Source organism: Paenibacillus sp. FSL H7-0918 (genome assembly GCF_038007025.1).
Lineage (GTDB): Bacteria > Bacillota > Bacilli > Paenibacillales > Paenibacillaceae > Paenibacillus_AQ > Paenibacillus_AQ odorifer.
Map to the genome: position 1 here is coordinate 893,932 of NZ_JBBOWJ010000001.1, position 13,678 is coordinate 907,609.

The following is a 13,678-nucleotide window of genomic DNA, read 5'->3' on the forward strand; positions in this document are numbered from 1 at the left end:
TAGCTGAAGCGCCCTCAGGTTCTGTGTGATCTGCAACTAGATCCGCTGCAGTTGTCTTCATTGCTGCAGCAGCTGCAGCATTATCTTCCAGATGGTCATCTTCCGGTGCAGAATCACCGCTGTGAATAAACTTGCTCATTTCCTAACCCCCTGTTTACTGTCGGTATACAAACCAGTCGAACAAAGAACCCGCGACCTTCCCACTCACCATCGCCATTAACAGACCGAATAGATAATGTGTCATATTTAAGCGTTTAGCGAGTATCGGCAGCACATTTAATACCTCGGTCAATGCTGCAGCGAGCATCCCGACAAAAATTCCATCAAATAGTCCTACACCAAGTTCAACTAGAGGACCTGAGGTAATTTTCCAATTCCAAAAATCACTAACAGTACCTACTAAAGATCCACCTACCATCGCGCCTTCATACCAATGAACTTTATCGTAAGAAGAGGTTAATTGCGCCAGACGCGGCACCATATCCAGCACAACAAATAGAGCGATCACTCCACCGCCTACAGCAATACCACCCGCAATGCCCAGCAGCAAATTTAGTCCCAGTGCTATGGGTGCCGTCATCTTCAGTCCTCCCTATTCTCAGATTGGTTTTCACTGCGGCGCCTCATCTTGCTGTATTCCTCATTGATGACATATTGGTCGATGTTCTTCTGATACAGATACATTTCCACTTCCAGCGGAGTAGGCTCCTCATTCCACTTCTTTTTAAATAAATGGTTGAAAAAAATGACCATCCCAAACCCGATGCCCAGAGAATAAGCAATCTGAAATATATAGGGATGCTCATCCCGATGACCCGTTAGCATCTCCACAATTCGAATTTGTACCTCCAGCATATTTACATCAGCATGAAAGTTCATAATCGTCAGAGCAGACCCAAAGAAAAGCAGCAGCCACACTAAAACAAACATCGCCACCGAAGGTTTCCGTCTCTCCACCTGACTCTCAATCTGCACAATCGTCCTCCCTTCACCGATCGGTTCAATGTCCGCATTCGGTATAAGTTCATATATCCGGGGGATAACCATCAACAGATCAATCAAAATCAGATTGCCGTCACTTTGCTCCGGCTTCATTAAGAGAATTGTCTCCAACGACTCTTTCAGCTCAGGCTCCGCTATCAAAAAAGCAATATCACCCAACGTGACACCTTTACCCTTGGGAACCATCACCCGATTTTTAAGCTGTATATAGATGGTGGGAGCAGAATGTTGTTTCATCCGCATTCCTCCTAAAGGTTATGGTGAAGCTCAGGTCCAAGATAACGGTAGTATGGGAGTAAAGCCTTATTTTTACTCTTGCTGCTCTGAATCAATTTCTTGAAATACTGAAATGTTGCTTGTTTATAGGTATCAGGAAAGGCTAACCCTTCTTCTGGAAATTAAAAAGAAGACAGCTCAAGGTAATTAACCTTAAGCTGTCTTCTTGTTTCAATCCTAAATACGTCAGAATTCGAGCGAATCCAATTTCCCTCCCGCAAAATCAAACAGGGTCAGATTGGACCAACCATTCTCATGTCCCACGGACCATTCCTTTTGCGAAGGAACCCAGGCTGGCTCCCAATAATAAAACCCGATACCTTTACCGTTAGGTATATTCTCAATTACACTAATAAAATCTTTCATATACTTAGTCTGTCCCTCTACTGTAGCCGGATAACCTTCATGCAGCTGCTTTTCCTCACTTACTATTAAGGGGAAACCTTCAGGTGCATTCAGCGTCCAAGGATAAGCTGTTTCAACAACAATAATATCCTTATTGTACCGCACCGCCAATTCATTCAGGTTAGATCGCAAGTCATCCAGCGTGCCGTGCCACCAAGAATAAAAAGATAATCCGATCACATCAAAATTTACGCCATGCTCGAAAAACCGATCATAAAAGTTACGGCTGGCTGGATGATCAGCACCACGGTCAATATGGATCATGATGGACAAATCAGAAGCAACAGCTTTTGCGCCCGCTATTCCTGCTTGAACCAGTGTAATGAACTGTTCCCACTGCTCCGTAGTATCCCACTCACCATCCACCTTGCCTTCATTCCATAACATGCCTGGAGTAATCTCATTACCGATCTGCACCATGTCGGGCATAGTGCCTTGAGATTGCAAAAGCTCAAGAACCTCACGAGTATACTCATACACGGCTGATGTTAAACCCGTAAAATCAAGGTTCTCCCAAGCTTTTGGCTTCGATTGATTAGCAGGATCTGCCCATTTATCCGAATAATGAAAATCCAGCAGAAAGTTAAGTCCTGCTTCTTTAATTCGCTTAGCCATAATCAGCGTACGTTCTAGATTGCAGAAGCCGCCCGGAGGATCATTCCAAATCCGCAGCCGGATGGCATTCACGCCATTGTCTTTCAGAATGTAGAGCAAATCCTCAGCGTTCTCAACGGACTCTTCAGCACCGCTGTAATACACTCCTCCACCCTGCTCAATTTCATCCAGAAACGAGATATCCATTCCATTGATAAATGTGGTTGTCATCATTGCTACTCCTTTACAGAACCAAGTGTCATCCCTTTAACAAAATATTTTTGCAGGAAAGGATATACGATCAAAATTGGAGCGGCTCCGATAAATATTTGCGCGGCTCTCACCGTCGTCTGCGAGATCAGCTCCATTTCCTTTGGATTGATGCTCATGGAGCTCATATCCCGTTGAATGATAACCGTCTGCAGGAATGTCGCCAGTGGAAATTGCTTGGAATTATTCAAATACAATAGTCCATCGAACCAGGAGTTCCAATGGAATACCATGCTGAACAAGGCAATCGTAGCGATCGACGGCAGAGAAATCGGCAAGTAAATACTGAACAACGTACGGAAATGTCCGGCTCCGTCTATTAGCGAGGCCTCCTCCAGATCTTTTGGAATACCACGGAAGAAGTTCAGCATCAGAATCACCAAGAACGTATTTACCGCACCTGGCAGAACAAGTACCCAGAAGGAATCCATCAAACCAATCTTTTGAATCACAATGTAAAATGGAATCAATCCACCGTTGAACACCATACTGAAAACGAACAACCAAGAGTAAACATTACGGCCCTTGAAGGCTGAGTTTTCTTTGGATAACGGATAGGCTGCCAAAAAAGTAATTAAAAGTGTAAGTCCAGTCCCGAGTATGGTTCTTTGAACAGATACCCAGATGGAGTGTAGAAAGATTGGATTGTTTATTGTCTTTTTATAAGCTTCCAGAGAGAACTGCTTTGGCCATAATCCTACCAAATTGGCATCCGCTGCCGACTTCGCGCTAAAGGATACAGCCAGCACGTGAATCAAAGGTACAATACACATCAGTGCGAGCAGGATTAGAAAGCAAGTATTAAACACGTTGAATATACGATAACCTCTTGTTTTGTAATACATAAGTTGTCTCCCTCTTCCTTTGGTAGATTAGAAAATGCGATATCCTGCCCACTTCTTAGCCAAACTGTACGAGACGAGAATTAGGATCATACTAATGGCCGACTTAAACAGTCCGATTGCCGTACCAAAGCCCATCTCACCATTCAGAATAGCCGTGCGGTACACGAAGGTATCAATAATATCGCCTTTCTGATAGACCAGTGGATTGTAGAGGTTAAAAATCTGGTCAAACCCTGCGTTCAATACATTTCCGAGAGCCAAGGTACCTACCACCACAACCATTGGCAATAGAGATGGCATTGTGATAAAACGTGTCTGCTTCCAGCGGTTAGCGCCATCTATTTCAGCAGCTTCATATAATGATGGATTGATTCCTGCTAGAGCTGCTAAGAAAACGATCGTATTATAACCAAATTCCTTCCACACATCTGTGAGAATAACTGTGAACCGGAACCAGTTGTTATCGCCTAAGAAAAAGATTGGTTTGAAGCCCATGCTGCCTAAGATCTGATTGACAAAACCATCTGTAGCAAGCAAATCCAGCAAGATCCCGCCGAGAATAACCCAAGATAAAAAGTGAGGCAAGTACACCAGTGTCTGAATAGTACGCTGTATGTATACCTTGCGAATCTCATTTAACAAAATGGCGAATACAAACGGTACAGCCAGATTGAAAATCATTTTTAGAACAGCAATAATCAATGTATTCCAAATGACCTGCATACTGTCATTACGTTCAAATAGATAACGGAAATTGTCCAATCCAACCCATGCCGAGCCTGAAATTTTCAGCCATGGCTTATAATCCTGAAATGCCATCACAATTCCGCCCATTGGAATAAAGCTGAAGATGATCAGGAATATCATCGCTGGCAATAACATCAAGTGAAAAGGCCATGTTTTTTTTAGTGTTCTCATCCTTGGTCCCCCATATCGTGTCAAGTTCTTCTGTAACCATACTCAAATTATAGCAACGCCCGAATTCCTCAAATAGCGGGCAAAACCAATATATATGGTACAAAAGCAATCTCTTTATCACATTGAAAAAAGAAGACTTCAAACGCAAACAGGGACCCTCCCTAAAGCCTAATGCTACGGCTGAAGAGACGGTCCCGTTTACTGCTTTTTACCTAGTCAAACTAAATCCAAACCTTATTTTACGCTGTCATACCATTCGTTAACTTCTTTAGTGATTTGATCGCCACCACCTGATTTCCAGGTTGCTACAAAGGAATCAAATGCATCCAGCGGTTTGTTGCCATAGATAATTTCATTAAACGTTTGGTTCTCAATTTTGTTCAGATAGTCCATCTTCGATTTCATAGTTTCGGTCGTAGGACCTGTGAACATATTCTTAAAGGATTTATCCTCTTGCGCCAGCAGAACTTTGGCAGCCGCAGGGGTATCTTTACCATAATTCACAGCTACGTCCTTCTCCAGACGGGTTGTTGGCTCTGCGCCATCTGCCAGGTTAAGGAGTGCTTTCATTTGGGCATCCGGGATCCGGGCACCGTCACGAACCAGCATATAACGAACACTATTCACATAACCGCCAGCAATTTTATCATTTTCGATCATCTTGCCGTTCGCGTCTAGCTCATAGTCATATCCTGCAAAAAGACCGTTATCCAGTTCACTGCCTGGCGTTGGATTAGCAAAGTTATCGAACAGATAGTTTTGATAAGTAAAGAAGGCTTCTGGATTTTTCATTTTCGTGCTGATCAAAGTTACACCGTTAGTGAATTGTGTGCCATGACGCATAACCTTTCCATCTGGACCCGCTGGAATTTCAATTGGAGCCCATACTGCATCTGGAGAGTTCTTCACGGTATCCTGAAGCGGCCAGCCGCTCATCCAGTAAGGACCCGGGAGAATACCTGCTGTACCTGCAACTGCTGGTTCGGCAGTTTTGTTCTCATCCCAAAGAGCTGCTTCCTGAGGAATATAACCTTTCGCCAACCATTCCTTCAGTTTTTCAAGCCCTTGCTTCATGCCAGCATTTACTGAGCCGTATTCTAGTTTACCATCAGCATCTAGATTCCATTGCTGTGGCAAGGTTCCGTAAGCACCAAAGATCCAAGATGGATCGCCCATCCAAGTGTTCATTGTTGTTTTGAAGCCGATACTAAGTGGAGTTACCTTGTCTGGTGCCAAACCATCAGGGTTCTGATTCTTGAACGCATCCATCACTTTTTCCAGCTCATCGATCGTCTTAGGGGCTTGCATATTCAGCTTATCCAGCCAATCTTGGCGGATCCACAGAATGTAATCATGGTTATATGCATAATCGAGAACAGGCAGGCCCATTCTTTTGCCATCACGGCTGTATTGGTTCCAAACGTTAGGATCCTGTGCCATCGCTTCTTTCCAAGTATCTGAAGCATATTTATCAAACAAAGTTCCTACATCTGCATACATGCCGGAATCGATCAAATCCTGTGCAATCGTGTTGTCGGCTGTACCGATGGTTACCACATCAGGCATGTCCTGACCTGAAGACATGGATAAACGCAGCTTCGTACCAAATGCGCCGTTCGTATCTGTGATGGACCAAAGGGACTTAATGTTGATGCCGAATTTTTCTTTAGCCCATTTTGTAGCCACGTTATTCTCAATGCTTTCACCGTTTTTGAATTTAAGCTCAGGGTCCACGCCCCATGCGGTTGTAAATGTCACCTCAGGATCGTATTTATCCTTGTAGGCGTTTTCAGAATTGGAAGCTGTATTTGCAGTCGCTTCACCAGCTGTTTTATCTCCAGCAGTGTCTTTACTATTAGCAGCGTTATTGCCAGAACAGCCCGCAAGGCTACCCGCCAAAAGCATGCTCATGCACAGGAGCGGCAGCCATCTTTTTCTCTTCATCGCGCTCATTTTGTTCCCCCTTGGATTCCATAAGTGTTGGTTACATTTTAATTATAGGGAACGACGCTGAGCCCGAATACGTCATTTAAACAAGTTTTCTGCACCTTTCTCAACCTCTATCCGTCCCGGAATTCATTTGGTGTCATATTGTAGTGTTTTTTGAACATCTTACTGAAATATTGCGGATTCTGATATCCAAGCTCAGAGGTAATTTCATAGATTTTTTTATTCGTATTTTTAAGCAGATAAAGTGCCCGTTCCATCCGCATCCGAATAATATAGTCCCCAAGTCCTTCCCCAGTCTCAGCTTTATAAATCTTGGACAAGTAGACTGGATGCAAATATACATGATCGGCAATGGTTTTGACGGACAGCTCATGCCCCGAATGGTTTCCTACCAGCTCATGCACCTGCTTGATAATATAACTTTTCGTATTCTGATCGCTTTCGGATAGCTCCTTCTGAAGCTTATCGAGCATATCAAACGCCCAATCTTTAAGCTTATCAAAAGAAACAATAATACTCTGCGTCAACAACGGATCTAAAGCGTATTGGTCGATCTTCGAGATGAACTGACCACTCTTATGCGCTATATACATAAATGCATTCGTTATCGATAGAAAGACCTCGTACAGATGTTCACTGGAAAACCGTGCATTCTCCATATCCCGGAACACGTCAGCAATTTTTTGCCTTGCTGTATCCCATTGTTTGGATTCCAGCAGATGAATGAGTGTAGGTGGACGATAAAGACATTCGAGCGATTTGATGCTGATCGTCTCCTGATGCTGGCGGTCATCCAAAAACAGCACGGAGCTGGATTCATCATGTGCTGCCAAATACATCGAGCTAAGACCGCTTCTATAGGCAGCCGTCATCCCCTCCGGAAAGGTGAACCACTCCGTTACAATCAGTGAAATCTCACCCTTGAGGTAATTGCTTACACTAATTCGGAAATTCGCGATCACCGCTTTTAGGATTTGCTGCCTTGCAGCTTCATAGTTAGCCATTTGCTCCAATTCCTGCTGTACAGCCGGCTTTAATTCAACAAGCAGAATCAAGCAATCATGCGGCGCTTTGCAGAACCAGACATGGAACTGTTCCTTAAAAAGCTCCTCGGCAATGTTGCCGATCGCATATTCCATGAGAGAGACCGAATGATGATCCATTGCGGCATAATGTTTACCCAGCTGAATCAGCAGCATCGCCGCTTCAGCATCCGGCTGGAAGGAGATTTCATATTCCTTCAGCTTAATGGCTAGTGTCCGCTCAGACAGCACCCTGCCGAGAAGCAATTCGTGCATCAGATTAGCCCGCAAAACACTGTAATCGGCTTTGCGATTATACAGCAGCAAATGATATCTATCATGAGCTTCCCATTCGTCTTTCAAAGATTCAATCGCACTGGATACGCTTTTGATAAACTCATCATCACTTACCGGCTTCAAAATATAATCAAATGCCTGCAGTTGAATAGCTTTTTTCGCATATTGAAAATCGGAATAACCTGTCAATAAAATGGACCGAATATTTGGCCATTTCTCGCTCACGGCTTCAATTAATTGCAGGCCAGTCATTCCTGGCATTGAAATATCCGTAACCATAATATCTATAGCCTGCTGTTCCATAATTTGCAGAGCTTCAGCACCCGATGCCGCTTGATGCACCTGCTTTACCCCGATTTCAGCCCATGGAATAGTACGGGCTAAACTTTCCGTAACATAGGGCTCATCATCAACTAACAACAGCTCTATCATTCTTTCCCCTCCTAGATGTCATTCCATTTCATTGTCTGTGTAGGGCAGCAACCACTGCAGTGTCACCTGTAATCCTCCAAGCGGAGAAGGCGAGATGCGCAAGCCAGACGTCTCCCCAAAACGCAGCCGCATTCTCTGATGCACATTCCATAAACCGCAGCCCATTTCTTCATCCATCGCCCTGCTTAGTTTATTTTCCAGTTCTATAATTTCCTCTGGCGTCATGCCCTGACCATCATCTTCAACCGTAAGCGTCATTTCTCTGCCTGCACAGGAACCCGTAATCCGCACCAGTCCCTCTTTGGCGACGGGCTCAATTCCATGTATAACCGCATTCTCCACCAAAGGCTGCAGCACGAGCGGCGGAAGCTCTCTTTTGCGCATTTGCGGTGGGATATTGATCTCATAACGAAGTCTGCTCATCCTCATCTTCTGGATCTCCAGATAATGATTCACAAATTCCACCTCTTCAGACAGCGCAACCAAATCACGTTCCTGACGAGTGGTGTATCTGTAATATCGGGACAAATTATGCGACATCCCAACGACTGCCCCCATATTATCGAGCTTCGCCATACTTGTAATAAAGGAGAAGCAATTATAGAAAAAATGTGGATTTATCTGTGATTGAAGCTGCTTTAAGCGGGCTTCGCGAACATGGATTTTCTCCATCAGCACATTCTCGATCAGCATCTGAATCTGTTCTACCATACTGTTAAACCGGCCGGACAGGAAGCTGAATTCATTCTTCCCTTTAATCTCCACTCGCGCAGAATAATCCCCTTGCTTCAACCGTTGAAAGCCTCCAACCAATAACCTTATAGGCACCTGCACTTGAACATATAATAGATAGGCTACGAGACAGCTCATTAACAACAAAGCACTGATCGCAAAATAAAATAAACGATTAGAGGTCAGGATCGGATGTAGGATTTCAGTCAGCGGCATATAGTCGATCAAATACCAGCCCATTTTGTCCGAATAGACGATATTTACACTGTAGGATTCACCTTCTATTTTGACCGTGCGATTCTCACTAGGCTTCAGCTGGGTCTCTTCCAGCCTGTCTACCAATTCTTTAGCTAACACCTTGTCGGCACTGCGGTTAAAAATAAGTCCTGTTCCCTGCTTATAATAAAAAGGATCTCTTCTGCCATCACTTTTGAATTTATCCAGCATATCCTCTATGTTCCGGCTGTCGAACTCTACCTTCATAACCGTTTTGACTTTTTCCGGAGCGAATTCTGACATAAAAGGTGTAAAAGAAAACCATGAGAATACGAAGCGGTCACCCTCCTGCCCTTCAATCTTATCCACATGCCAGCCCGACTTCACTTCCCGCTTCAGATCCTCATCTTCGTATAACTTCGCATCATTTTCAGACACCATACGATGAATGGACGGGGAGTATAAATATAGCTTACTCTTCCAATTGGAGGAGCTTTCTTGAATGCTGATTTTGGTCTGAATCCGTTTGATCAGGTTTATCGTATCCAGATTCAAACGCCCTTTTTCCAGATAAGTATCCTTAAGGCTGAGGATATCAGGATCATGGATCAGCAGAATCGGCCACGAGGACAATAACTCCATATTACTTTCTACCTGATTCTGAAAAAAACTAAGCTGATTATTATTCGAAGTATTTAACTCCGTACGCAGCACATCCGTGGTCGTTTTATTGGAATAGAAGTAAAGGATGGTTATCGGGATCAGCATAATGACCATGATACTCACGATTTTGGTAAATAAATTATATCTATACACGTTCCTTCATTCTCCGGCTCAAATGTCATAGCCCCTATTGTACAAACAATCCCTACTTGCGAAAAGATAAATATCTAAAAAATGTGGTAAAGACAGGCCCTAACTGCCTTTTCGAGCACAGTTATTGCCTGTCTGCCTATTATTGCTGCAAAAGATTGAGTATGATGTAAGCCGCTTCAGCGCGTGTTGTATGGGCTTGCGGGCGGAAATTGCCATCTTCGAATCCATTGATAATCCCAGCCTGCGCAAGCGCTGTTATCCCTTCACTGGCATACAACGAGATCAGGTCTTTATCTTTAAAAGAAATAACGTTCACATCTTTCTGACCGTTCACTTTCTCCGCCAACTTAAGTGCACGGTATGAAATAGCTGCCATTTCTTCACGGGACAATTTATCATTCGGGCCAAAAGTGCCATCCGCATGTCCTTGTACAACACCCAATCTCCCAGCAGTATTCACAGCAGAGCTATACCACGCATCAAGGTTCACATCTTTAAAACTGCCTGTCCCTCTTTCTGCATTTAGCTCCAGCGCGGGCAGCAGCATGCTGACAAATTCAGCACGTGTAACCTCCCCTTGCGGATTAAAGATCCCGTTTCCTATTCCTTGCACGATCCCTTTAGCCGTCAAGGATTCAATCGCTAACGTGGCCCAATCTGCTGCTTTTAAATCTGTGTACCCCACCTCTGCGTACCCCGCAGCATAAATGCTGAAATGACTTGGATTAAACACAATCTGTTCCGCGGTTGGGTTGTACCGCACAGCTTTGATAACTTCGAGTTTTCCATCAGCAAGTATCGAATAAACAGCAATCCGCTGGCTCTGCTCCCCGAGCTTCAGCTTGTAGTGGAAGGCTACCGATATTGCTCCTTTTTTGAAAACATCGATAGAAGTCCCGTCTACTGACACATGGATGTTATAGGCCGGGTAGTCTTTTGCTCCAGTTGCCAATGGTGAAGGCAAAGTTGGCGTATCTACCTGAACCAGTGAGAGCGTTAGTTCCTTAGCTCCCGTCTTTATAATTCCTGCACTAGCTTCCGTAGAAACCGTAACAGAGGCCGTCCCATATACAATTACTATTTGAGGATGTTTGCCCTGCTCTAGTATAGAACTCAACGGAAGATGAACGACTGCTCCCTTAAGCTCTCCCGTCGATGGCAGAACAGAAATAACCAGTTTTCCATCCGCCGGAAGCGTCGACAACGCCTTATTGATATCCTCTATACTTAGCGTGATATCAGCTATGCCGGAAATTCCTGCTTGTGCCTTCACCTGAAGTTGTCCTGCCGTTGTATGTTCGACCACTGCTTTATTTGCTGAATTTACAACGCTTGAATCTCTGACGGTGATGATAGGATCAGGATTAACCCCTGTTCCGGGTTCCTCACCAGTGCCGGGATTCCCTCCCGTTCCGGGTTCCTCACCAGTGCCGGGATTTCCTCCCGTTCCGGGTTCTTCACCAGTGCCAGGATTTCCTCCCGTTCCGGGTTCCTCGCCAGTGCCGGGATTCCCTCCCGTTCCGGGTTCCTCGCCAGTGCCAGGATTCCCTCCCGTTCCGGGTTCCCCACCAGTGCCAGGATTCCCTCCCGTTCCGGGTTCCTCTTCGCCCCCCTCACCGGCCACCGGGGTTTTGAAGACATTTAATGAAGAGAGTGCATTCCCTGCAAAATCGAACATTGCCTGATTCTCCCAAGCATTTCCTTCGCCTACCTTCCAGCCTACACCTTGCACTGGAATCCAAGCTGGTTCCCAATAGAACAAGCCTGTTCCTTTACCATCGGGTACTTTGGACAATACATTCATTACTGTTTTGACCTCAGCCATTTGACCTGCAACCGTAGCTGGGAAGCCACTGCCGTCTAGCTGATCTTGGCGGGCGATGTTATTCTCAAAATTGTCGCCGTCCTCCAGCGTGTAAGGATACGCGGTTTCCGTCACAATCACTTCTTTACCATATCGTTTAGAGATATCGTCCAAGTTAAACTGCAGGCTATCCATCGTTCCGCTCCAATACGGATAAAAGGACGCGCCGATCACATCATAATCAAGATTCCGCTTCGTTAATTCGTCAAAGAACCAACGAAACATATCATTTTTGCCACCTTCAGCAAGATGGATCATAATTTTGATATCCTGACCTGCACCCTCGCTGTCTCTAACTCCCTTCACTCCGCTCTCCAGAAGCGGAACAACCTTCTCAAAAGCATTCTCTTGATCATAGGATTTGCCGTCAGGCCATAACAAGCCCCCATTAATCTCATTTCCGATTTGGACCATATCGGGTGAAGCTCCCTTTTCCTTTAGCTCATCCATAACATCTTTGGTATAGTCATATACCGCTTGCTTCAATTCATCATAGGAGTAATCCGCCCATGCTCCCGGCTTGTTTTGCTTTCCGGGATCAGCCCAGAAATCAGAGTAGTGGAAATCAAGCAACAGCTTAAAGCCTTTGGCTTTGACACGCTGCGCCATTTCCACAACATGCTCACGGTCATTATAGCCGCCAGCTTCCTGAGGATCATTCCATAAACGCAGCCGAATGTAATTTACACCCCGGCTTTTAAGAATATCCAGCAAATCCTTTTCTACTCCATTGTCGTAATACTTTCCACCGGCATCCTCAATCGCTTCCAGTGTGGAAATGTCCGCACCTTTTATGAACCCAGATTGCAGCACAAGCGGAGTAACCTGAATATCAGCTGTGGGTTGTAGGTCTGTCACTGCAACTTTCCCCATTACGCTGTAAGTTCCTTCAACCGCATACTCCGCTTCAGTAAGGTCATCCCAGGTTACAGGCAGCTGTTTGCTTGACCCATCTTCGTATATAGCCGTTACCGCTGATGGCAATAAAGCAGGCACATCCGTAATTGTGCTGACATTTATACTCTCAAATCCAACAATAGGCGTGCTGCTGTCACCTACTACTGTTACCTTCGCCACTGCCTTCTGCACAGTACCTGAGATAGAACCGCTTACTGTAACGGTTCCGGGACGGGAATACTCTGCTGGCAGGATCACATCCCAAGCAACCTGGGCATCCTCCGTGTCAGAGTTGCTATATACCACAGTTACAACATTTGGAAGCTCAGGAGCTTGCCCAATTTCCGTGTCTAACCGTACTGGCAATACAGTTTGTATTTCACCCTGTGCCGGCTCATGCGGCGCGCTGGCTGCGGGAACACCCCAGACCTTCAGATCATTAATGGCTGCCCATTTTCCGCCGTTGATGCCGGTCAGGTTGACCCTTACATAAGAAACATTCCGCAGCTTAAAAGCATTGTACTGAGTTTGCTCTACACTGCTGCTCTGACTTTTGTCCACAACTGTTGTCCATACCTTATGATCACGTGATACTTCAATCGTATATTGATTAATGTAACTCCATGCATTCCAGATGACGGTTGCACCTGACAAATCATATGCACCTTGCAGATCTACTTCCAGCCAATGAGGAAAGCTCCCGTCATTCGCCGTCCAATGTGTGTTCCATTCATCGGAATCTACTGCGTTACCCGCTTCATATCCTGCAAGCTCACTATCGGATATAGCAGGCTTTCCTAGGGCAATATTCTCATCTCCTGCCGCTTGAGCAGACTGCCCAAACGTAAAAGGGGAAATAAGAAAGGTCAGAATCATAAATAATACAAATGATTTCTTCAATGTCTGCTTCCTCCTAAATAATTTAATCATGGATTATGTACTCAGCAGCACAGTCATTTTGTGCACCCCCTAATTGTAAACGCTTTATTAACTCTGCTATATGTTACGTTAGAAACATTTCAGCAGTTTTTGCAGTCGATTTGATCTAAGCAAGGAGTAAAATCACATACAAAAAAAGATGATCCGAAAGCCATACGGCTTCGAATCATCTTTATATAGGTAGAACCATTCCACTTCAATCT

Annotated in this window: 9 protein-coding genes; all 9 read right to left on the minus strand. The window is 44.8% G+C overall.

Features of this window, described 5'->3' with window-relative positions:
• Nucleotides 1–154: 154 nt before the first annotated feature.
• A complete protein-coding gene (locus MHI15_RS04250) occupies nucleotides 155–580 on the minus strand; it encodes a stage V sporulation protein AB (protein ID WP_036676132.1) in 426 nt (141 codons plus the stop codon).
• A 2-nt stretch (nucleotides 581–582) separates the two neighbouring features.
• Entirely contained in the window at nucleotides 583–1,239 is a 657-nt protein-coding gene (locus MHI15_RS04255) for a stage V sporulation protein AA (RefSeq protein WP_076127430.1), read from the minus strand.
• A 225-nt stretch (nucleotides 1,240–1,464) separates the two neighbouring features.
• On the minus strand, nucleotides 1,465–2,508 hold the full coding sequence (locus tag MHI15_RS04260) for a glycoside hydrolase family 53 protein (RefSeq protein WP_076127428.1): 1,044 nt from the start codon (nucleotides 2,506–2,508) through the stop codon (nucleotides 1,465–1,467).
• 5 nt (nucleotides 2,509–2,513) lie between these two features.
• Nucleotides 2,514–3,392: a carbohydrate ABC transporter permease gene (locus MHI15_RS04265; RefSeq protein WP_036676128.1), complete on the minus strand. Its 879-nt coding sequence runs from the start codon at nucleotides 3,390–3,392 to the stop codon at nucleotides 2,514–2,516.
• A 27-nt stretch (nucleotides 3,393–3,419) separates the two neighbouring features.
• Nucleotides 3,420–4,310: an ABC transporter permease gene (locus MHI15_RS04270; RefSeq protein ID WP_036676126.1), complete on the minus strand. Its 891-nt coding sequence runs from the start codon at nucleotides 4,308–4,310 to the stop codon at nucleotides 3,420–3,422.
• Nucleotides 4,311–4,544: 234 nt separating this feature from the next.
• Nucleotides 4,545–6,263: an extracellular solute-binding protein gene (locus tag MHI15_RS04275; protein WP_038572454.1), complete on the minus strand. Its 1,719-nt coding sequence runs from the start codon at nucleotides 6,261–6,263 to the stop codon at nucleotides 4,545–4,547.
• A gap of 107 nt (nucleotides 6,264–6,370) precedes the next feature.
• Nucleotides 6,371–8,011 (minus strand): response regulator, encoded by a 1,641-nt coding sequence (locus tag MHI15_RS04280; protein ID WP_076127424.1) that lies wholly within the window; start codon nucleotides 8,009–8,011, stop codon nucleotides 6,371–6,373.
• An 18-nt stretch (nucleotides 8,012–8,029) separates the two neighbouring features.
• Nucleotides 8,030–9,775, minus strand: a complete 1,746-nt coding sequence (locus MHI15_RS04285) for a sensor histidine kinase (RefSeq protein ID WP_340010764.1) — start codon at nucleotides 9,773–9,775, stop codon at nucleotides 8,030–8,032.
• Between the two features lie 139 nt (nucleotides 9,776–9,914).
• Nucleotides 9,915–13,436, minus strand: a complete 3,522-nt coding sequence (locus MHI15_RS04290; protein ID WP_341164146.1) for a glycosyl hydrolase 53 family protein — start codon at nucleotides 13,434–13,436, stop codon at nucleotides 9,915–9,917.
• Nucleotides 13,437–13,678: the final 242 nt, after the last annotated feature.